The sequence below is a fragment of the Stenotrophomonas sp. genome, from assembly GCF_032103445.1.
In the GTDB taxonomy this organism is placed as follows: Bacteria; Pseudomonadota; Gammaproteobacteria; order Xanthomonadales; family Xanthomonadaceae; genus Stenotrophomonas.
On record NZ_DAMDFR010000018.1, the window covers coordinates 1 to 22663 of the forward strand.

Sequence of the window (22663 nt, forward strand, 5' to 3'; positions counted from 1 at the left end):
CCCGCGTCCACAGCGTGATGGCGAAGCCCGCCGCGGCCCGCCGGGCAAGGGCCGTCCGCACGGCAACGGCCCGCGTCCCGGCCAGGGCCCGAACAGCGGTGCCGGCAAGCCACGCTCACGCGAGGACATCGACCTGGCCAAGGCCTATGCGATCCGCGCGCAGAAGGAAAAAGACGACCGCATCGAGGCCGAGCGCATCAAGCAGGAAGAGGCCCGTGTGCGTCGCGAGGCCAAGGCCAAGCTGGACGAGCTGCTGAAGGACAAGGGCCTGAACGACGAAGCCGCCGATATTGCCCGGCACTTCCCGTACGGCGGCAAGATCAAGCGCATCTACGTCACCGCTGACCAGCTGCGCCAGCTCAATGCCGGCGAACTGGGTGTGGTGCAGAACAACGGGCGCTACGTGCTGGTGACCGCGGCGCTGCTGGCCGAGGCCGAGGCGGTGTTCGCCCAGGCCGTGGCACTGCGCGTGGACCCGAACGCGCCGGCGGAAGATGATCCGTATGCCGACCCGCAGTACCAGGTGCCGGACGATCTGGTCTGGTAAGGAGTGTGGTGGTTGCCGGCCAGCGGCCGGCACTACCAAGGCACGCTCCGAACGGTAGTGCCGGCCGCTGGCCGGCAACCCGATAACCCTACCGGCGCACGCGCCCCTGCCGTATCAACGGCAAACTGATCGCGAAGAAGCACAACGCCGCCCCCACGGCCGCAAACCCGGCCCCGGCCAGAAACGCCGTGCGCCCGTGATCAATGTTCCACAACTGGCCGGCAATCAACGCCCCCAGCACACCGCCCACCCCGGACGAAAATCCGTACAGCAGCCCCTGCCCATGCGCATTTAGGCGGCCGGGGAAGTAGGTCGCCAGCATCTGCATCGCCGCCGCAAAGAACGCGGCAAAGCCCAGCGCATGCGCGGTCTGCACCACCAGCATCACGCCCAGGTGCTGCGGGAACAGCGCGGTCACCGTCCAGCGGATCGCGGAACTGATCAGGGCGATCAGGAGCATCCAGCTGGCGTCATAGCGGCGGAAGAAGCGCCCGATGGTGAAGAACACGCCTACTTCAAACACCACTCCGATGGTCCACAGCAGGCCCAGCGTAGAGGTGCTGTAACCGAACTGGTCCATGTAGACCGAGAAGAACGTGTAGTACGGCCCGAACGACAGCTGCTCCATGAAGGCGGCCAGGAAGAACGCGGCCACCGCCGGCTTGCGCACGATCTGCCAGAAGCCGCTGGCGTCACCTTCGGTTTTATGGAAGTTGCGCGCATAGCGGTTGGCAAACGAGGACGCCACCAGCAGGGCAAACAGCGGCAGCATCAGCCACGGCAACAGGTCCGCGCGGCTGCTGCCATTCTTGCCTTCGATCAGCCAGCCAAAGCCCATCACCACCGCGATGAAGCCCAGCGAGCCCCAGACCCGGATCAGCCCGTAGCGATGGCTGTCATTGCCCAGGTGGGTGAGGGTGATCGATTCGAACTGCGGCATCACCGCGTTGTAGAAGAAGCAGAACACGATCATTGCCGGGTACATCCATGGCTGCGGCAGCGGCAGCAGGAATGCGCAGAACGTGAGCAGGGTCAGCACGCTGCCAATGCGCAGCCAGCGGATCGGGTGCGGCGAGGCCGCCGCGATCGAGGTCCAGGTGCTCGGCGCGACAATGCGCGTGGCATACCACAAGCCCATCATCACGCTGATCGCGGTCACGCTCATCCCGCGCGAGGTCAAAAACAGCGACCAGTAAGGCGTGAACGCGCCCAGCGCCGCGTAGTAGAAGAGGTAATAGCTGGAAAGGCGTGCAACCGGAACCGAGTTCATTTGAAACATCCACCGTAGGGACGGGCCATGCCCGTCCGCGCAATGCATCCGAACGCACCGTAGAGCCGGGCTTGCCCGGCTGCGCGATCATTCCGGATCGTAATCCAGATTCGACGCCAACCACCGCTCCACCTGCGCCCGCTCCACGCCTTTACGCCGCGCGTAATCGGTCACCTGTTCCCGCGTCACCCGGCCGACCACGAAATACTGGCTCTGCGGGTGGCTGAAGTAATACCCCGACACCGCCGCCGTCGGCAGCATCGCAAAACTCTCGGTCAACTGCATGTCGGCATTGCGTTCGGCATCGAGCAGGCGGAACAGCGTGCCTTTCTCGCTGTGCTCCGGGCACGCCGGATAGCCCGGAGCCGGGCGGATGCCGACGTACTGCTCGTCAATCAAGGCCTCGTTATCCAGTGCCTCGCCGGCGGCATACCCCCAGTACTGCGTACGCACGCGCTGGTGCAGGCGCTCGGCCAACGCCTCGGCAAGCCGATCGGCCAGCGCCTTGAGCAGGATCGCGTTGTAGTCGTCGTGGTCGGCCTCGAAGCGCGCCACATGCGGCTCGATGCCGATACCGGCGGTAACCGCGAACGCGCCGATCCAGTCCCGCTTGCCGCTGTCCGCCGGTGCAATGAAGTCGGCGAGGCAGAAATCCGGACGTTCCACCGGCTTGTCCACCTGCTGGCGCAGGAAGTGCAGGGTGGCCGGGCCTTGTTGCGTCTGCAGCTGCACGTCATCGCCGACGCTGTTGGCCGGCCACAGCCCGAACACCGCCTTGGCGGTCAGCCAGCGCTCGTCGACGATGCGGGTCAGCATCGCGCGCGCATCGCGATACAGCTCGCTGGCCTGCGTGCCCACGATCTCGTCGGTGAGGATGGCCGGGAACTTGCCGGCCAGCTCCCAGGCTTGGAAGAACGGCGTCCAGTCGATCACCTCGACCAGATCGTCCAGCGGGTAATCATCGAGCACATGCAGGCCGGGCTGGCGCGGCTCCGGCGGGGTGTAGTCCTCCCAGCCGCCATCGAAGCGCTGCTCGCGCGCCTTGCCCAGGCTCACCAGGCGCTTGGCGTCGCCGCGGTTGCGGTGGCGCTGACGGATATCCGCGTAATCGGCTTCGTTGGCAGATACGAAGGCCTCACGCAGATCCGGCGAGATCAGCGACTGCGCCACACCGACCGCACGCGAGGCATCCTTCACCCAGATCGTGGGCGCTTTGTAGAACGGGTCGATCTTCAGCGCGGTATGCGCACGTGAAGTGGTAGCCCCGCCGATCATCAGGGGCAGGGTGAAGCCCTGGCGCTCCATCTCGCGCGCCACGTGGCTCATTTCCTCCAGCGACGGCGTGATCAGTCCGGAAAGGCCGATGATGTCGGCGTTCTCGGTACGCGCGGCGTCCAGAATCTTCTGCGCCGGGACCATCACCCCCAGGTCGACCACCTCGAAGTTGTTGCAGGCCAGGACCACGCCGACGATGTTCTTGCCGATGTCATGCACGTCGCCCTTCACCGTGGCCATGATGATCTTGCCGTTGCTGCGCGCGGTGTCGCCGCTGCGCGCCTTTTCCGCCTCGATGTAGGGCAGCAGGTAGGCTACCGCCTTTTTCATGACGCGGGCAGACTTGACCACCTGTGGCAGGAACATCTTGCCGGCCCCGAACAGGTCGCCGACGATGTTCATGCCATCCATCAATGGCCCTTCGATCACGTCCAGCGGGCGGCTCGCCTGCGCACGCGCTTCTTCGGTGTCCTGTTCGACCCACGCGTCCATGCCGTGCACCAGCGCATGGGCCAGGCGGTCCTTGACCGGCTTTTCGCGCCAGGCCAGGTCTTCGCCCTTGGTTTCGCCCTTCCTGCCCTTGTAGCGCTCGGCGATCTCCAGCAGGCGCTCGGTGCCGTCGGGGCGGCGGTTGAGGATCACGTCCTCGACGCGCTCGCGCAGTTCCGGGTCCAGCTCGTCGTAGATCGGCATCGCGCCGGCGTTGACGATGCCCATGTCCATGCCGGCGGCGATGGCGTGGTACAGGAACACCGAATGGATCGCCTGGCGTACGGTTTCGTTGCCACGGAACGAGAACGACACGTTGGAGACGCCGCCGGACACATGGCAGTGGGGCAGGGTGCGCTTGATGATGCGGGTGGCTTCAATGAAGTCCACCGCGTAGTTGTCGTGTTCCTCGATGCCGGTGGCGACGGCGAAGATGTTCGGGTCGAAGATGATGTCCTGCGGTGGGAAGCCGACCTGGTCGACCAGGATCCGGTAGGCGCGGGTGCAGATCTCGACCTTGCGTGCGCAGGTGTCGGCCTGGCCGGTCTCATCGAACGCCATCACCACCGCGGCCGCGCCATAGCGCAGCACCTTGCGCGCGTGCTCGATGAACAGCGCTTCGCCTTCCTTCAGCGAGATCGAGTTGACCACGCTCTTGCCCTGCAGGCATTTCAGGCCGGCTTCGATCACACTCCATTTCGAGGAGTCGACCATCACCGGAATCCGCGCGATATCCGGCTCGGACATGATCAGGTTCAGATAGCGGGTCATCGCCTTTTCCGAATCGATCAGGCCCTCGTCCATGTTGACGTCGAGGATCTGCGCACCGCTGGCCACCTGCTGGCGAGCGACGTCCACGGCTTCCTCGTAGCGCTCTTCCTTGATCAGCTTGCGGAACTGCGCACTGCCGGTGACGTTGGTGCGCTCACCGACGTTGACGAACAGCAGGTCCGGGGTGATGACCAGCGGTTCGAGACCGGACAGCCGGGTGTGGCGGACCGGTGCGCTCATGCTGCCTGCTCCTGCGCGGCCGGCAGCGCCCTTGGTGGCAGCCCGGCCACCGCCCGTGCAATGGCGCGGATATGGTCGGGGGTGGAGCCGCAGCAGCCGCCGACCATGTTGAGCAGGCCGTCCTGGGCGAAGCCGCGCAGGGTGGCGGCCATTTCATCCGGGGTTTCGTCATACTCGCCAAACGCGTTGGGAAGACCGGCATTGGGATGCGCGCTGACGTAACAGTCGGCGACCTGTCCCAGGGTTTCCACGTGCGGGCGCATGGCGTCGGCCCCCAGCGCGCAGTTCAGGCCGATCGACAGCGGCCGTGAGTGGGCAAGCGAGGCGTGGAAGGCATCGGCCGTCTGCCCGGACAGGGTGCGGCCGGAGGCATCGGTAATCGTGCCGGAGATCATGATCGGCAGGCGCGCGCCGCGATCATCGAAGGCCTCTTCGATGGCGAACAGCGCGGCCTTGGCGTTCAGCGTGTCGAAGATGGTTTCCACCATGAGCGTGTCGGCTCCGCCGTCGATCAGCCCATCGATGGCCTCGCGGTAGGTGTCACGCAGTGCATCGAAGCTGGTGTTGCGGAAGCCGGGATCGTTCACGTCCGGGCTGATCGAGGCGGTCCGACTGGTCGGCCCAAGCACGCCGATGACGAAGCGCGGCTTGCCCGGCGTGGTCGCCTCGATGGCATCGCAACACGCACGCGCCACCGCTGCGCCTGCCTTGTTGAGTTCATACACCAGGTGTTCCAGGTGATAGTCGGCCTGGCTCACCGACGTGGCATTGAAGGTGTTGGTTTCGATCAGGTCCGCACCGGCTTCAAGATAGGCGGTGTGGATGCCGGCAATCACCTCCGGCCTGGTCAGCAGCAGCAGGTCGTTGTTGCCCTTCAAGTCGTGGCCTTCCGACGTGCCGTGGTCGCAGCCTGCACCGTGGTGGTGGTCGAAGCCACCGGCGAAGCGCTCACCGCGGTAATCCGCCTCCTCCAGCCCATGGCGCTGGATCATCGTGCCCATCGCACCGTCGATGATCAGGATGCGCTCGGCCAGCGCCGATTCGAGGGCGCGGACACGTTCAGGGTGCAGCCACGGCAGGGACGACATGGAAACCTCAGGGCTTGGTGGCGATCAGCGAAATGACTTCGAAATGCGGCGGGCGCTTTTCACGGGTCACCGTTTCCAGGCTGGAAACCACCAGCCCGGCTTTCTCGGCGAACTTGCGCAGTTCCTTGTCACTGAAGCCGAGATTGACGTGGCCATAGGCTTCCACGGCGGCCTTGTGTTCGTGACGGGCCAGGCTGCACAGCAGCAGGCGACCACCCGAGCGCAGCACGCGCGCGCCTTCGGCCACCGCCTGGGCCGGCTTGGCCGCGTAGGTCAGCGCATGCATCAGCACCACCAGGTCGAAGCTGCGGTCCTTGAACGGCAGGGCGTGCATGTCGCCTTCGCGCACTTCCACATTGGCGAGCCGGCGCAGGCGTTCGCTGGCGGCGGCGACCACGCGCGCGCTGGTGTCGATGCAGATGTAGCGCTTGGCATGCGGCGCGACCAGTTCGGCCAGCACGCCGTCGCCGGAGGCAATGTCGAGCACGTCACCGGTTTCCAGCAGGGGCAGGGCGGTGCGGGCGAGGGCTTCCCAGGTACGACCGGGGGAGTAGTGGCGTTCCATGTCGCCGGCCACGCTGTCGGCCCAGTTCTGGTCGGCGGCGCGGCTGGCCAGCACCCCGGCCACGCGTTCAGCGTCCTGGCGCAGCAGCGGGTCGTCGCTGCCAGTGCTCAAGGCATGCCACAATGCACGCTGCGCCGGGTCCAGCGCGGCGTCGTCAAAGCGGTAATACGCCGACACCCCGGCGCGACGGTCGCGCACCAGCCCGGCCTCTTTCAGCTTGGCCAGATGGGTCGACACGCGTGGCTGTGCCAGCGTGGTGATGGCCGACAGTTCGGCCACGGTCAGTTCTTCCTGCTCCAGCAGGGTCAGCAGGCGGACGCGGGTGGCGTCGGCGAACACTTTGAGGCGGACCGACCAGTCCTCGAGATCCATAAATATCTACCTATCGCGATATAGAGATATTTTCGGCGTTCCGGCCGGTTCCGGTCAAGTCAGCCGCGATTGCCCGACCCCCGGTACAATTCCGCCACACGGCCGCGTACGTAGCGGCCTTATCGACTTGAGCCTGGGAGGGTGTAGTGGATTTCAGCTTTACCGAAGAGCAGCTGATGCTGCAGGACGTGGCGCGTCGCATTGCGCAGGAAAAGATTGCCCCGAGCGCGGAGCACCATGACCGCACCGGCGAGTTCCCGCTGGAAAACATCCAGCTGCTGGGCGAAAACGGCCTGATGGGCATCGAAGTGCCGGCTGAATACGGCGGCGCGGGCATGGACCCGATCGCCTATGTGCTGGCAATGGTGGAGGTGGCCGCCGGCGACGCCGCGCATTCGACGATCATGTCGGTGAACAACTCGCTGTTCTGCAACGGCATCCTGACCCATGGCAGCGAAGCGCAGAAGCAGACCTATGTGCGCGCGATTGCCGAAGGCCAGGCCATCGGCGCGTTCGCGCTGACCGAGCCGCAGTCGGGTTCGGACGCCACCGCCATGCGCTGCCGCGCGGTCAAGCAGGCCGACGGTACCTATGTGATCAACGGCAAGAAGAGCTGGATCACCTCGGGCCCGGTGGCGAAGTACATCGTACTGTTCGCGATGACCGACCCGGAGGCGGGTGCACGCGGCATCACCGCTTTCATCATCGACACCGACCGTCCGGGTTTCCACCGCGGCAAGACCGAGCCGAAGCTGGGCATCCGCGCTTCGGCCACGTGCGAAATCGAGTTCCAGGATTACGTGGCGCACACCGACGACATCGTGGGCAAGGAAGGCGAGGGCTTCAAGATCGCGATGGGCGTGCTGGACGCCGGCCGTATCGGCATCGCCTCGCAGGCCATCGGTATCGCGCGCGCGGCGTACGAAGCGACGATCGAGTACGTGAAGGAGCGCAAGGCGTTCGGCGCGGCGATCGGCACCTTCCAGATGACCCAGGCCAAGATCGCGGACATGAAGTGCAAGCTGGACGCGGCACTGCTGCTGACCCTGCGCGCGGCGTGGGTGAAGGGGCAGGGCAAGCGTTTCAGCAACGAAGCGGCGATTGCCAAGCTGACCGCCTCGGAAGCGGCGATGTGGATCACCCACCAGGCGGTGCAGATCCACGGCGGCATGGGCTACTCCAAGGAAATGCCGCTGGAGCGCTACTTCCGCGACGCCAAGATCACTGAGATCTACGAAGGCACCTCTGAAATCCAGCGCCTGGTGATCGCGCGCAACGAGACCGGTCTGCGCTGATCTGTTGCTATCGCCAACCGCTGCGATTGCGGTCTTCACGTAGAGCCGGGCTTGCCCGGCTGCTGTTGGATTCAGGCGAACAGCCGGTGCTCACGTGAATCCGTGTTTGGGCGTGCCGGGGTGGGTTTGCGGGACACGCCGTAAACCCATCCATGGGGGCTCGTCAAAAACATCCATGTTTTTGACGGTCCCGCAAACCCACCCCGGCACGCCCCAGACAAATGGCCGGTGGCCACAGAAGATCAAACGCGAACCCTCGCCGCGTACATTTTCTTATCCGGAGGGTGGTAGCGTCGGTCGACAGACGACGACCCTGAAATCCCCCACATCCGGTAACGCATGACCACGAAACGAAGTAGTCTCGTGGTACCGCCGGCCCCATGAGCAAGGAACGCTCCATGTACTTTGAAATCCAATGCCCGGACAACGATACCGTCTGGCTTCCCGACGCGACCACACTCTGCCCCGCATGCGGCTGCAAAACATCGCGTGACCACTGGAATCCGGACTTCGTCCTGAAGAAGACGCGCTACGACCTGGGCGTCACCTACGACGGCTTCTACATCGCGTCCGAGCGTTTCAAGGCGATTGCTGACACCCTGCCCGGTAGGAAGTCGTTTGTTCCGCTGCCGCCGCGAGCGCATTACCGGAGGCAGTACTACCTGATGGAACTGCTGGATGAGGTCCGCATCGACGTGGCGCGGGCCGCACCGGAGTTCGGGCCGATGTGCGGGCGCTGCGGGCAGCATCGCTACATCGTCGGCGCTCGCGCTTCTTTCAGCCAGGACATGCGGGCGGATACGGGGCTGGTGCGCAGCGACCTGCAGTTTGCCGATGGCAAGGAGAAGGGCTATGCGTTGCTCGTTGGGGCTGAGGCGGGGGAAGTGCTTGCCCAGGCGAGGCTGGATGGCCTGTGGTTGGAGGTTGTTGAGTAGGTCAGGGTAAGTCCCCGGATCAAGGGCGGTGTCGACCCGGGGTCATGCGTTACCGGGTGTTGGGGATTTCACGGCCGTCGTCTGTCGACCGACGCTACCGGGTCACGTGCTTTTGATCTTCTGTGGCCACCGGCCAACTGTCTGGGGCGTGCCGGGGTGGGTTTGCGGGACCGTAGAAAACATGGATGTTTTCTACGAGCCCCCATGGACGGGTTCACGGCGTGTCCCGCAAACCCACCCCGGTACGCCCAAACACGGAAACCGTTGAGCGCCGGTTGTTCGCACGAATCCAACAGCAGCCGGGCAAGCCCGGCTCTACGGAAGCTGGAAGCAAAAAGGCCCCGGATCGCTCCGGGGCCATTTCGTTCAAACCTCAGCCACCATCACCGATCCGGGCGATGGGCGGCGTTGCCTTCGTTCTGGCGCTCCAGAAACTCCTTGGACGGTTCGTCCAGCTTGTCGCCCAGCATGCGGCGGACCACGACGAAGAACACCGGAATCATCAGCAGGCCCAGGAACGTGGCGAACACCATGCCGCCGATCACGCCCGTACCAATGGCGTGACGCGAGTTGGCACCGGCACCGGTCGAGATCGCCATCGGGATCACGCCCATGATGAACGCGAACGAGGTCATCAGGATCGGACGGAAGCGCAGGCGTGCCGCCTCGATGGTGGCCTCACGCAGGTTCTTGCCCGCCGCGCGCTGCTCCACCGCGAACTCCACGATCAGGATCGCGTTCTTCGCCGCCAGACCAATCACCGTGATCAGGCCGATCTTGAAGTAGAGGTCGTTCGGCAGGCCACGCGCCAGCGAGAATGCCAACGCACCCAGCACGCCCAGCGGCACCACCAGCAGCACCGCCACCGGAATCGACCAGCTTTCATACAGCGCGGCAAGGCACAGGAACACCACCACGATCGACAGCACCAGCAGCAGCGTCGCCGCGTTGCCCGCCAGGATTTCCTGGTAGGACATACCCGACCAGTCGTAGCCGAAGCCCGCCGGCAGGTCGTCGGACACGATCCGCTCCATCGCCTGCATCGCCTCACCCGAGCTGCGGCCCGGAGCCTGCGAACCCACGATGTTGATTGCCGAGTAGCCGTTGTAACGGCTCAGCGACGGCGGTGCCGACACCCACTCCGACTTCACCACCGTGCTCAGCGGAATCATCGCCTGGGTGCCGTCGGCATTGGTCTGCAGGCTGCTTGGCGTGTAGAAGCTGTTCAACGACTCCGCACCGGTGCGGTACGGGCCATCGGCCTGCATGGTCACGCGCTTGATGCGGCCCTGGTAGAAGAAGTCGTTCACGTACACCGGAGCCAGCATCAGCTGGATCGTGCTGTACACGTCCGACACCGACAGACCCATCGTCTGCGCCTGCACGCGGTCCACGTGCAGCTGCAGCTGCGGTGCGTTTTCCAGGCCGTTCGGGCGCACGCCGGTCAGGATGTCGCTTTCTTCCGCGGCCTTGCCCAGCAGGATGTTGCGTGCCTGCGTCAACTGTTCATAGCCGGCACCGCCACGGTCCTGCAGCCACATGTCGAAGCCGCCGAACTGGCCCAGACCCTGCACGGTGGGCAGGTTGACCACGAAGATCTGCGCTTCCTTGATCCCGTAGAACGCACCATTCATGTTCTGGATGAACTCCGGAACGGTGATGTCGCGGTCCGCCCACGGTTTCAGACGGATGAAGCCCATGCCCACGTTTTCGCCGGAACCGACGAAGCTGAAACCGGCCACCTGCAGCATGCCTTCAAAGCCATCCTGCTTTTCCAGGATGCCGCGCATCTGCGCGAAGGTCGCGTTGGTCTGCGCCTTGGTCGAGCCCGGCGGCAGCTGCACGATCGCCAGCGCATAGCCCTGGTCTTCTTCCGGCAGGAAGCTGCCCGGCATGCGGGTGAACAGGAAGCCGCACAGCGCGGTCAGCACCACGAACAGGATCATCCAGCGCGGCGCATGCTTCACCGCCGAGGTGATGTGGCCCACGTAGGTGTTGCTGACCTTGTCGTAGTACTTGTTGAAGGTGCGGTAGACGATGTTCGGGTGGTCGTTGTGGGTGGCCTTGAGGAAGGTCGCGCACAGTGCCGGGGTGAAGCCCAGCGCCAGGAACGCCGAGAACGCCATCGCGATGGCAATCGTCAGTGCGAACTGCTTGTAGATCTCACCTGCGGCACCGCCCTGCAGCGCCGACGGAATGAACACCGCCGCCAGCACCACGGTGATCGCCACCACCGCGCCGGTGATCTGGGTCATGGCCTTCTGGGTCGCGGCCTTCGGCGGCAGCTTCTCCTCGGTCATGATGCGTTCGACGTTCTCGATCACCACGATCGCGTCATCGACCACGATGCCGATCGCCAGCACCATCGCAAACAGGGTCAGCTGGTTGATGGTGAAGCCGATGATGCTCATGCCCAGGAAGGTGCCGAGCAGGGCCACCGGAATGACCAGGGTGGGGATCAGGGTGGCGCGGAAGTTCTGCAGGAAGATCAGCATCACCAGGAACACCAGCACGACCGCTTCGATCAGGGTCTTGACCACTTCCTCGATCGAGATCTTCACGAAGGTGGTGCTGTCGTACGGCGAGAACCAGCTCACGCCCGCCGGGAAGCTGGGCTGCAGTTCGTCCATCTTGGCGCGCACCGCATCGGCCACGTTCAGGGCGTTCGCACCCGGCAGCAGCTGGATCGCGAAGGCACCGGTGGGGCGACCGTTGTACTGGGTGTCAAAGCCGTAGTTGTTGGCACCAAAGGCAATGCGCGCCACGTCCTTCAGCATCACCCGCGAACCATCCGCGTTTGCCCGCAGGATGATGTTCTCGAACTGCTCCGGCGAGCTGAAACGGCCTTCGGCCGAGACCGTGGCGGTGAAGTAGTGGCCGGCCGGCGACGGGTCCGAACCCAGCGAACCGGCGGCGAACTGCACGTTCTGTGCACGCACCGCGGCCAGCACCTGGCTGGCGCTGAGGTTGTAGCCCTGCATTTTCTCCGGGTTGAGCCAGATGTTCATGGCGTACTCGGAACCGAACTGCTGGGTGCTGCCGACGCCGGGAATACGCGAGATCTGGTCGAGCACGCGCGAACCGACGATGTCGTTCAGGGCATCACGGTTGATCGCCTCGCTGTCCGAACGCAGGGCCACCACCATCAGGAAGCCGGCGTTGGCCTTGGCCACCACCACGCCCTGCTGGGTTACTTCGGTTGGCAGTCGCGGTGTGGCCAGCGACACCTTGTTCTGCACCTGCACCTGCGCGATGTCCGGATCCGTACCGGTTTCAAAGGTCAGGGTGATCTGGGCGCGGCCGTTGGAGGCCGAGGAAGAACTGAAGTACAGCAGGTGATCGATACCGGTCAGCTGCTGCTCGATCACCTGGGTGACCGACTTTTCAGTGGTGTCGGCGCTGGCGCCGGGGTAGGTGGCGCTCACCGTCACCTGTGGCGGTGCGATGCTGGGGTAGGACTCCACACCCAGACCGAGGATCGAGATCACGCCCGCAAGCGAGATCAGGATCGCGACCACCCAGGCGAATACCGGGTGTTCAATGAAAAATTTAGGCATGACGGATCGTCCCCGTTATTGCTTGTTCGGTTCGGCAGCCGGAGCGCCTTCGGTGGTCTGGCCTTCGGCCTTGGCCGGGTCGGCCGCGGCGTCCGCCGGTGCAGCGGCCGGGGCCGCAGCAGCCGGGGCACCGGCGGCCGGAGCCTGGCCGTTGGCCGCGGTCGGCGTCCAGGGCTTGGCCGACGCCGGAGCGCCTTCCTTGACCTTCTGCACGCCGGCCACGATCACCTGGTCGCCGGATTCGATGCCGCCGGTCACCAGCCAGTTGGCGCCCTGCTGGCCTTCGGTGGTGACGTTCTTGCGCACCACCTTGCCGTCCTTGCCGACCACCATCACGTAGCCGCCCACGGTGTCACGCTGCAGCGACTGCAGCGGCACCAGGAAGGCGTTCTTGCGCTCGCCCAGCACCGCCTGGAAGCTGACGAACGAACCCGGCAGCAGCAGCTGCTGCGGGTTCGGCAGCAGCGCACGCAGGGTCACCGCGCCGGTGGCCGGGTCAACCGTAGCCGAGGAGTAGTCCAGGGTGCCGGGTTCGCCATACACCGTGCCATCGGACAGACGCACCTGCACGGTCGACTTGCCGTCGCCGCTCAGTGCCACCGAGCCCTGGGCCTGGGCGCGACGCAGCTGGGTCATCTCGTCCGAGCTCATCGAGAAGTTCACGTACAGCGGGTCGAGCTGGTCGACGGTGGTCAGCAGGGTCACGTCGCCCTGGCCGACCAGCGCACCTTCGGTGACCTGCTGCTTGCCGGCACGGCCGCTGATCGGCGAAGTGACCTCGGCATAGCCCAGGTTGATCTTCGCGCTGGTCACCGCGGCCTGGGCCTGGGTGACGGCAGCGGCGGCGGAGCGCTCGGCGGCCTCGGCGGCGTCAACGTCCGACTTGGACACGAACGCCTGCGGAGCCAGCGAACGGGCGCGATCAGCGGCGGCCTTGGCGTTGACATAGGTCGCCTGCGCCGAGGCCAGCTGGCCCTGCGAGGAGTTCAACGAGGCCTGCAGCGGAGCCGGGTCGATCAGGAACAGGACCTGGCCCTGCTTGACGTCCTGGCCTTCCTGGTAGACGCGCTTGAGCAGCACGCCCGGCACGCGGGCGCGCACGTCGGCGCTGCGGAACGGCGACAGCCGGCCGACCAGCTCGCGCTGCAGCGGCAGGGTTTCGGCCTTGGCTTCGATCACGCCCACTTCCGGCGGCGGGGGCGTCTGCTGTTCCTGCTTCTTGCAGGCGGTCAGCGCAACGGCAACTGCGCACGTCAGGGCAAGGGTGCGGAGTGGGGCGATCATCAGGAGAAACTCCGGAGTTGGTTTGAATGTGGATCGGGAACAGCAGGGTGCATCGCAAACGCTTGCAGGAAACTGTCCACGGAAAATTCGGCCCAGCGCCGACGCACGCTGGCGTCATCACGGTGGGGGGTATGGAAACGCTGCTTCTCGAAATCCAGCCCGGCGATCATGCTCAATAGCAGTTCGGCCATGAAGTGTGGGTCGTCATGGCGAAGCAGGCCGCGCTGGATGCGGGTGGCAATCCATTCAGCTAAGTGAAGGGTGAGCGCGCCGGCCCCGTCGCGGTACAGCGCCTGGGCTTCCTGCGGGAACTGGGCGGCCTCGGCGGCAATCAGGCGGCGCGCCTGCACCACCTGCGGTTCGCTGAAATGTTCGATGTGATCGACCGCGAACTGCAGCAGGCAACCGCGCAGGTCTTCCCCGTCCATCGCACGCAGGCCGGCAGTGGCGCGGCACAGGTGACGCTGCATCACCCGGCGCAGCAGTTCCTGCTTGCTGCCATAGCGGCTGTAGAGGGTCTGCTTGGAGCAGCCGGCCTGCTGGGCCACCGCCTCCATGCTGAGCTGCATGCCCTGGGTGGACATCAATTCGCGCACGGCATCGAACACGCGGTGATCGCGCGCGTCCAATGCGCCGGCAGCGGGGGTGGGGGAGTTCACGCGGTGGACTATACCGTCCAGTTCAGAATTGGAGAACCCTATCTTTTGGCACTGTTGTGTGTGCTGTCGTCAGCGTGCCACCTACGCCATTGATGATGACGGGTGAGAGCTTCTGTGACCCACGTCTCCATACCTGGGCGCATTGCTGCGACGGCATGTAAACGCCACCCAACCGAAAAGCCAGATTCCGTCCTGCAGCAAGGCCTTTTCACGCAACAGGGCTACAATTTCATTTTTCCAACTGAGCAACACGCATCGCTCTGCCATGAAACCGCAAAAACCTGTCGCCAAGACCGTGAAAGCAAAAACCAAACCAGCCGATACGCAGACTGTTTCGCCAGTGGGCTTCTCTCTGGAACCGGTATACACGGCCTTGCGCAAGCGTTACCCGGCGGCCGCCCAGGCCGAGGCAGTGGCTTTTGCCGCAGACTTCTACAAGCGCATGGAAGCGGACGAGTTCCCGCATCACACCGCTGAGGAGTGGGCCGCACTGGCTGCCGACATGCTGGAATTCGCCCGCAGCCGCAAGGTCGGCAAGGCCAACGTCCGCGTGTTCAACCCCACCCTGAAGGCCAACGGATGGGAATCGCCGCACACCGTGCTGCAGATCGTCAACGACGACATGCCGTTCCTGGTGGACACGGTGACCATGGCGCTGGCCGAGCAGGGCATTGGCGTGCACGTGCTGGGTCACCCGGTGATCCGCTTCAGCCGTGACAAGGCCGGCAAGCTCACCCAGGTGAGCGAAGGCACCGCCGAGTCGGTGATGCTGCTGGAAATCGACCGTCAGCCGGCCGAGGCCATGGCCGACGTGGAAAAGGCGATCAGCAAGTCGCTGGACGAGGTGCGTGCCATCGTCCGTGACTGGGACGCCATGCGTACCCAGGCGCTGAGCATCGCCGACGACCTCGGCAGCCGCCAGCTGCCGGTGGATGCCGCCTCGCGCGCCGAAGCCCAGGAATTCCTGCGCTGGGCCGCCGACAACCACTTCACCTTCTTCGGCTACCGCGCCTACCGCGTGGAAAAGCAGGGCAAGGAAGAAGTGCTGGCTCCGCTCAACGACACCGGCCTGGGCCTGATGAAGGGCCGCGACACCTCGGCCGCACGTCCGGTCAAGACCCTCGCCGCGCAGGGGCTCAATGCCACCAGCGGGCTGAAGGACGCACTGATCCTGACCAAGACCAATGCCCGTTCGCGCGTGCACCGCGCCGGCTACATGGACTACATCGGCGTGCTGGAATTCGACGCCAAGGGCAAGATCATCGGCGAGCAGCGCTTCCTCGGCCTGTTCACCTCCAGCGCCTACAACCGTCGCCCGTGGGAAATCCCGCTGGTGCGTCAGCGCCACGAATACGTGATGACGCAGTCGGGCCTGGCTCCGGCCAGCCACAGCGGCAAGGCCCTGCGCCACATTCTGGAAACCCTGCCGCGCGAAGAGCTGTTCCAATCCAGCGAGGAAGAGCTGTACCGCACCGCCATGGGCGTGCTGGGCCTGCAGGAGCGCGTGCGCAGCCGCCTGTTCCTGCGCCGCGACAAGTACAGCCGTTTCATCTCCGCGCTGGTCTACCTGCCGCGCGAGCGCTTCAACACCGACGTGCGCCTGCGCATCGAGGCCATGCTGAAGGAAGCGCTGCACGGCGAGTACGTCGACAGCTCGGTGGTGCTGGGCGAATCGCCGCTGGCCCAGGTGCACCTGATCGTGCGCCCGAAGGCCGGTGAAACCCTCGATGTGGACACCTCGGCACTGGAGCAGAAGCTGGCCCAGGTTCTGCGCAACTGGCAGGACGACCTGCGCGAAGCGCTGGTGGCCCGTCATGGTGAAACCGAAGGCCTGCGCATCGCTGCCCGCATCGGCAAGGCGCTGCCGGCCGGTTACATCGAAGACTCCAGCACCGAGATCGCCGCCAACGACGTCAGCCAGCTTGACGCGCTGACCGGTCCGGACGACCTGCGCCTGAGCCTGCAGGCCGTGCAGCGCGAGAACGGCGAGGGCCTGCGCCTGAAGCTGTACCGCCAGCTGGACGACATTCCGCTGTCGGACGCGCTGCCGATGATGGAAAACATGGGCCTGCGCGTGATCGCCGAGCGTCCGTACCGCCTGACGGTCGACAACGCCCCGGTGTACGTGCAGGACTTCGAGGTCGAATCGACCGCCGGTGCGATCAACGCCGCCAGCGTCGATGAAGCCTTCGGCGAGACCTTCGCCCGCGTGTGGCATGGCGACGCCGAGAACGACGGCTTCAACCGCCTGGTGCTGGCCGCTGGCCTGCACTGGCGCCAGGTCGCCATGCTGCGTGGCTACTGCAAGTACCTGCTGCAGACCGGCGTGCCGTTCTCGCAGGCTTACGTGGAAGGCACCTTCACCCGCTACCCGCTGCTGGCCCGCCTGCTGGTGGAGCTGTTCGAAGCCCGCTTCGACCCGGCCACCGGGCATGAGGACAAGGACGCCATCGCCGAAGGCCAGGCCCAGCTGCGTGCGCATCTGAACGTGCTGGCCGGCGGCGACGAGGCCACCCTGAAGGTGCTCAAGACCGTGGTCGATGCGCGCAAGGGCAGCCGCGACGCGCAGATGGAGGCTACCCGCGAAGCGCTGGTCAAGCTGATGGACCGCGTCTCCAGCCTCGACGAAGACCGCATCCTGCGCAGCTTCATGGGCGTGATCAACGCCACCCTGCGTACCAGCTATTACCAGACCGATGCCGATGGTCGTCCGGGCCACTGCATCAGCTTCAAGTTCGATTCGGCGCTGGTGCCGGACCTGCCCAAGCCGCGCCCGTACCGCGAAATCTTCGTGTATGGCCCGCGCGTGGAAGGTACCCACCTGCGCTTCGGCGCGGTCGCCCGTGGTGGCCTGCGCTGGTCGGACCGTCGCGAAGACTTCCGCACCGAGGTGCTGGGCCTGGTCAAGGCACAGATGGTGAAGAACACCGTGATCGTGCCGGTTGGCGCGAAGGGCGGCTTCTTCGCCAAGATGCCGCCGGCCAGCGGTGACCGCGACGCGGTGTTCGCCAACGGCGTGGCCTGCTACAAGCTGTTCATCCAGGGCCTGCTGGACATCACCGACAACATCGTCAACAACAAGATCGTGCCGCCGGTGGACGTGATCCGCCACGACATGGACGACCCGTACCTGGTGGTGGCGGCCGACAAGGGCACCGCGACCTTCTCCGACATCGCCAACGGCCTGGCCATCGCGCACGGCTTCTGGATGGGCGACGCGTTCGCCTCGGGTGGTTCGGTCGGTTACGACCACAAGGGCATGGGCATCACCGCACGCGGCGCGTGGGAATCGGTGAAGCGTCACTTCCGTGCGCTGGGCCGTGACAGCCAGACCCAGGATTTCACCACCGTGGGCGTGGGCGACATGTCCGGCGACGTGTTCGGCAACGGCATGCTGCTGTCGCGCCACATCCGCCTGCTGGCCGCGTTCGATCACCGTCACATCTTCCTGGACCCGAATCCGGATGCGGCCGCGTCGTTCGTCGAGCGCGAGCGCATGTTCACCGTGCCGCGTTCGAGCTGGGCCGACTACGACGCCAAGCTGATCAGCAAGGGCGGCGGCATCTATCCGCGCACCCTGAAGTCGATCGAGATCACCCCGCAGGTGCGCGAAGCGCTGGGTCTGGACGAGGGCGTCAAGGCGCTGTCGCCGAACGACCTGATGAGCGCGATCCTGAAGGCTCCGGTCGACCTGCTGTGGAACGGCGGTATCGGCACTTACGTAAAGGCTGCAACCGAACAGCACAGCGACGTCGGCGACCGCGCCAACAACGCGCTGCGCGTGAACGGTGGCGAGCTGCGCTGCAAGGTGGTGGGCGAGGGCGGCAACCTGGGCATGACCCAGCTGGGCCGCATCGAAGCCGCGCAGGCGGGTGTGCTGCTCAACACCGACTTCATCGACAACTCGGCGGGTGTGGACACTTCGGATCACGAAGTGAACATCAAGATCCTGCTCAACGACGTGGTGCGCGCCAAGAAGCTCACGGTTGACCAGCGCAACAAGCTGCTTGCATCGATGACCGACGAAGTGGCCGACCTGGTGCTGAACGACAACTACCGCCAGAACCAGGCACTGAGCCTGATGGAGCGGATGGCGGTCAAGCGCCTGGGGTCGAAGCAGCACTTCATCCGCACGCTGGAACAGCAGGGCCTGCTGGATCGCCAGATCGAGTTCCTGCCGTCGGATGCCGAGCTGTCGCAGCGCAAGGCACGCGGCCAGGGCCTGACCCGTCCGGAGCTGTCGGTGCTGCTGTCGTATTCCAAGCTGGTGGCGTTCCAGCAGCTGCTGGAATCGGACATTCCGGAAGACCCGTACCTGTCCAAGGAGCTGCTGCGTTACTTCCCGACGCCGCTGCAGAAGAAGTACGCCGACGCAATGGAGCGTCACCGCCTGAAGCGCGAGATCATCGCCACGGCGGTGACCAACCAGACCATCAACCGGATGGGCGCGACCTTCCTGATGCGCATGCAGGAAGACACCGGCCGTTCGATCTCGGAAGTGGCCAAGGCGTACACGATCAGTCGTGAAACGCTGGACGCGCGCGCGCTGTGGGCGCAGATCGACGCGCTGGACGGCACGGTGCCGGAGTCGGTGCAGATCGACGCACTGGAAGTGATCTGGAAGCTGCAGCGTTCGTTCGTGCGCTGGCTGCTGTTCCGCCCCGGCCCGATGCCGGGCATCACGGAGGCGGTGAACCGCTACCAGGGTCCGTTCAACGACATCCGCGAAGCCTCGGGTGTGCTGCCGGATTCGCAGCGTCCGACCTACGAAGCCCTGGTGGCGGAGTGGAAGGAAAAGGGCCTGCCGCCGGCACTGGCGCAGCAGCTGGCCGAACTGCACTTCCTGGAGCCGGCGTTCGACATCATCGAGCTGGCGCGCACGCGCAAGCTGAAGCCGGTGGACGTGTCGAAGATCCACTTCCGCCTGGGCGACGCGCTGCAGCTGCCGTGGCTGTTCGAGCAGATCGACGCGCTGGAGGTCAATGGCCGCTGGCACGCGGTGGCCCGAGGCGTGCTGCGTGACGAACTGGCGGCGCACCACCGCAACCTGGCCGGCCAGGTGCTGGGCACCAAGGGCGGCAGTGCGGAAGCCAAGGTCGCCACCTGGATCGGCCGCGACGACAACAGCCTGCGCTTCACCCTGGCGATGTTGTCCGAACTGGCCGAGCAGAAGACCCTGGACTACCCGACCGTCTCGGTCGCCGTCCAGCGCCTCGGCCAGCTCGCCGCCCACGGCGCGTAAGCGTCTGATCGGCTGAAGCCCGAAAGGCCCCGCTCCGGCGGGGCCTTTTTTGTTGCCGATGTCAGCGCGATTGCAATCGCTACGTAGAGCCGGGCTTGCCCGGCTGCTGTTGGATTCGTGCGAACAACCCTCGGTTCACGGCATCCCTGGCTTGGCGGGTCGGGGCGGGCGTTCCGGGGGACGCTGCAAGTACGTCCATGTAAGCTCGATCGCCGCATCCATGCGGCTCACGCCCCCTCCAGCCCACCCCGACCCGCCCCGACAGATGGTCGGTGGCCACGGGCAATCAAAACCAACTCATCACTTGTCCGTGCGCTGGACCTGCCTGCGCTGGCTCTGCTTTGGTGGGATCGGTCGACAGACGATCGCCCTGAAACTCCCAACACCCGGTAACGCATGACCCCAAAACAACGCAGGCTCTCGCCGTTGCCGTTGCTCTTCGATCCGTCTCGCGCAATCCATCGGGGGAGGGGGCGGGTATCCTCCGGAGGGACACTCCACGGCATGGATGCCCGTAGGGACACGCCATGCGTGTCCTGAACGACCGGAGTCCACGAAGACACGCATGGCGTGTCTCTACGCCAGCAACCCCGGTTATCCTTCAACCCAAGCCCCACCCGGAACCCAAATGAGCGATACCCCCCGCATCGCCTTCCTGGCCAGCAGCACCGAACCCGCCCAACAGGCCCGCGCCGCGATGGTGTCGCGCTATGGCGAGCATGCGCCCGAGGACGCCGACGTGCTGTGCCCGCTCGGCGGTGACGGCTTCATGCTGCAGACCCTGCACCGGCATGGGCACCTCGGCAAACCGGTGTTCGGGATGAAACTGGGTACCGTCGGCTTCCTCATGAACCAGTACCGGGCCGAAGACGACGTGCCGATGCGCATCGCGCTGGCCGAACCCGCCAACCTGCGGCCGCTGGAAATGCTGGCGCTCACCGAGTCGGGGACCACCACCGGCTCGCTCGCCTACAACGACGTCTCGCTGCTGCGCCAGACCCGACAGGCCGCGCATATCGGGGTGGACCTCAACGGCCAGGAACGCGTCAGCGAGCTCATCGGCGATGGGGTGCTGGTGTCCACCCCGGCCGGCAGCACCGCCTACAACTACTCCGCCCACGGGCCGATTCTGCCGTTGGGCTCGCATACCATCGCGCTGACGCCGCTGGCTCCGTACCGGCCCCGGCGCTGGCGCGGGGCCATCCTCAAGGCCGACACCGAAGTGCGCTTCCGTGTACTCGATCCCTACAAGCGCCCGGTCAGCGTGACCGCCGATTCGCATGAAACCCGCGACGTGGTCGAGGTGACCATCCGCGAATCGCGCGAGCGCCGGGTGACCCTGCTGTTTGATCCGGAACACAACCTCGAAGACCGGATTCTCAGCGAACAGTTCATGTTTTGACCGACAATAGCTGGCCGGCCGCTTCGGCCGCACTGGATTGCAGACCGTTATGGGCGACAACACCCCCCGCTTGCTGACCGTAGCCGTGACCTCACGGGCCCTGTTCGACCTGGAAGAGGGCCATGCCCTGTTCGAGGCCGAAGGCGTGGACGCCTATGCCGAGTATCAGCGCAAGCATGAGGACGACATCCTGCGCCCCGGCGTGGCCTTCCCGGTGGTGCGCAAGCTGCTGGCGCTCAACCAGGGGCAGTCGCCGGAGTCGCCGCGGGTGGAGGTCATCCTGCTGTCGCGCAACTCCGCTGATACCGGCCTGCGCATCTTCAATTCGATCCAGCATTACGACCTGGGCATCATCCGCGCCACCTTCACCGCCGGTGAGCCGACCTGGCCGTATGTGAAGCCGTTCGGCACCGACCTGTTCCTGTCGGCCAATCCCGAATCGGTGCGGCGCGCGCTGCGCCACGGCATCGCCGCGGCCACCATTCTGCCCAAGCCCTACGACGAGACGTTGGCGGCGGCCGAACCGATGGACCTGGGCCGGCCGCGCACTCAGCTGCGCATCGCCTTCGACGGTGACGCGGTGATCTTCGGTGACGAAAGCGAGCGCATCTCGCGCGAGCAGGGCGTGGAAGCCTTTGGCCGGCATGAGCGTGAGAACGCCCGCGAGCCGCTGAGTGGCGGGCCGTTCCGCAACTTCCTGTCGGCGCTGCATACCCTGCAGCAGGTGTTCCCGTCCGGCGACGACGCGCCGATCCGGACCGCGCTGGTGACCGCACGCTCGGCCCCGGCGCATGAGCGGGTGATCCGTACGCTGAGAGAGTGGGGCGTGCGTCTGGACGAGGCGCTGTTCCTCGGCGGCCGCCACAAAGGCCCATTCCTGGAAGCCTTCGGCGCGGACATCTTCTTCGACGATTCGCAGCACAACATCGACAGCGCCCGCCAGCACCAGAGCGTGGCCGCCGGCCACGTTCCCCACGGTGTGGCGAACGATTGATGTCCGCGTGATCACGCCGGCCAGCGGCCGGCGCCACCGATCCTGCGTCGGACACCGGTAGTGCCGGCCGCTGGCCGGCAACCACGCATCACTCCAACGGAAGCTCAATATTGACCAGCTTCCAGCTCAACCCCTGCCGCTGCAGCACAAACACCACCGGTGCCCCCTGCGCGGTATGCGTGGTGGCGGTAAACCGTGACGTCGATTCGAACCGGTGGCTCGCCCCCTCCAGGGGCCGCGCCGCCTTCGGCGGCGCATAGGCATCATTGCTTTCCAGATCGTTGCTGGCCCGCTTCCACAACGTATGTCCTTCCAGCAGCGCCCCGATCCCGGTCGGCGTCACCATCGCATCCACCGCGGTGCCACTCAGCTGCTGCCCGGCGGTGAGCAGCAGGGCCCCGACCAGGTTCGACTGCACATCCGGCCCAGCCCGCCGCACCACGTAGTCATCCAGCTGCGCGCGCAGGTTGGCGCGCAGCATCGGGAAGTCCACATAGCGGTCCAGCTTGGAGGTGTCTCGCTGCTCCACCGCCTGCGCAAGGCCGCGCAGGGTCAGGTAAGGCCCGCCGACCACATAGGCCGCCAGCAGCACCCCCAAGGCAACAACAATCCAAAGAACCTTCTTCATGCCGCCATCGTGCCCCAGCCACCGTCAACCCCATGTAGAGCCACGCCCTG

General features: G+C 65.5%; 14 protein-coding genes. 6 read left to right on the forward strand and 8 right to left on the reverse strand.

Features of this window, described 5'->3' with window-relative positions; all coding sequences use genetic code 11:
• Window positions 1-547 (forward strand): DUF2058 family protein (locus RT551_RS08815; RefSeq protein ID WP_313457615.1); only part of this gene is annotated, 547 nt, incomplete at its 5' end.
• A gap of 88 nt (window positions 548-635) precedes the next feature.
• On the opposite strand, the gene RT551_RS08820 is transcribed toward RT551_RS08815, so the two are convergent.
• From RT551_RS08820 to RT551_RS08835, 4 genes are all read right to left on the reverse strand, one after another.
• Window positions 636-1817: an MFS transporter gene (locus RT551_RS08820; RefSeq protein WP_313457617.1), complete on the reverse strand. Its 1182-nt coding sequence runs from the start codon at window positions 1815-1817 to the stop codon at window positions 636-638.
• 87 nt (window positions 1818-1904) lie between these two features.
• Entirely contained in the window at window positions 1905-4592 is a 2688-nt protein-coding gene (gene metH / locus RT551_RS08825) for a methionine synthase (RefSeq protein ID WP_313457620.1), read from the reverse strand.
• Entirely contained in the window at window positions 4589-5680 is a 1092-nt protein-coding gene (locus RT551_RS08830; protein ID WP_313457621.1) for a homocysteine S-methyltransferase family protein, read from the reverse strand. The genes metH and RT551_RS08830 overlap by 4 nt, the downstream gene beginning before the upstream one ends.
• Window positions 5681-5687: 7 nt before the next feature.
• Entirely contained in the window at window positions 5688-6617 is a 930-nt protein-coding gene (locus RT551_RS08835) for a metalloregulator ArsR/SmtB family transcription factor (protein ID WP_313457622.1), read from the reverse strand.
• A gap of 146 nt (window positions 6618-6763) precedes the next feature.
• On the opposite strand from RT551_RS08835, the gene RT551_RS08840 reads away from it, so the two are divergent.
• Complete coding sequence (locus RT551_RS08840) at window positions 6764-7912, forward strand: acyl-CoA dehydrogenase family protein (protein ID WP_260341636.1); 1149 nt, start codon at window positions 6764-6766, stop codon at window positions 7910-7912.
• Between the two features lie 380 nt (window positions 7913-8292).
• On the forward strand, window positions 8293-8847 hold the full coding sequence (locus tag RT551_RS08845) for a hypothetical protein (RefSeq protein ID WP_313457623.1): 555 nt from the start codon (window positions 8293-8295) through the stop codon (window positions 8845-8847).
• Between the two features lie 383 nt (window positions 8848-9230).
• Here the strand turns inward: RT551_RS08845 and RT551_RS08850 are convergent, their stop codons facing one another.
• Genes RT551_RS08850 through RT551_RS08860 form a run of 3 tightly spaced genes read right to left on the reverse strand, consistent with a single transcriptional unit; the run spans window position 9231 to window position 14347 of the window.
• Window positions 9231-12404, reverse strand: coding sequence for a multidrug efflux RND transporter permease subunit (locus tag RT551_RS08850; RefSeq protein ID WP_313457625.1), 3174 nt, complete (start codon window positions 12402-12404; stop codon window positions 9231-9233).
• Between the two features lie 15 nt (window positions 12405-12419).
• Window positions 12420-13688, reverse strand: coding sequence for an efflux RND transporter periplasmic adaptor subunit (locus RT551_RS08855; RefSeq protein ID WP_313457627.1), 1269 nt, complete (start codon window positions 13686-13688; stop codon window positions 12420-12422).
• Entirely contained in the window at window positions 13688-14347 is a 660-nt protein-coding gene (locus tag RT551_RS08860) for a TetR/AcrR family transcriptional regulator (protein ID WP_313457629.1), read from the reverse strand. Before RT551_RS08860 ends, RT551_RS08855 begins: the two co-directional genes overlap by 1 nt.
• A 265-nt stretch (window positions 14348-14612) precedes the next feature.
• On the opposite strand from RT551_RS08860, the gene RT551_RS08865 reads away from it, so the two are divergent.
• The 3 genes from RT551_RS08865 to RT551_RS08875 all read left to right on the forward strand — a co-directional run bounded on the left by RT551_RS08865 (window position 14613) and on the right by RT551_RS08875 (window position 21985).
• A complete protein-coding gene (locus RT551_RS08865) occupies window positions 14613-19589 on the forward strand; it encodes an NAD-glutamate dehydrogenase domain-containing protein (RefSeq protein ID WP_313457632.1) in 4977 nt (1658 codons plus the stop codon).
• Window positions 19590-20217: 628 nt separating this feature from the next.
• Complete coding sequence (locus RT551_RS08870) at window positions 20218-20991, forward strand: NAD kinase (protein ID WP_313457635.1); 774 nt, start codon at window positions 20218-20220, stop codon at window positions 20989-20991.
• 49 nt (window positions 20992-21040) lie between these two features.
• On the forward strand, window positions 21041-21985 hold the full coding sequence (locus RT551_RS08875) for a 5'-nucleotidase (protein ID WP_313457638.1): 945 nt from the start codon (window positions 21041-21043) through the stop codon (window positions 21983-21985).
• 88 nt (window positions 21986-22073) lie between these two features.
• Here RT551_RS08875 and RT551_RS08880 read toward each other — a convergent pair whose 3' ends face one another.
• On the reverse strand, window positions 22074-22613 hold the full coding sequence (locus RT551_RS08880; protein ID WP_313457641.1) for a DUF2939 domain-containing protein: 540 nt from the start codon (window positions 22611-22613) through the stop codon (window positions 22074-22076).
• Between the last annotated feature and the right edge of the window lie 50 nt (window positions 22614-22663).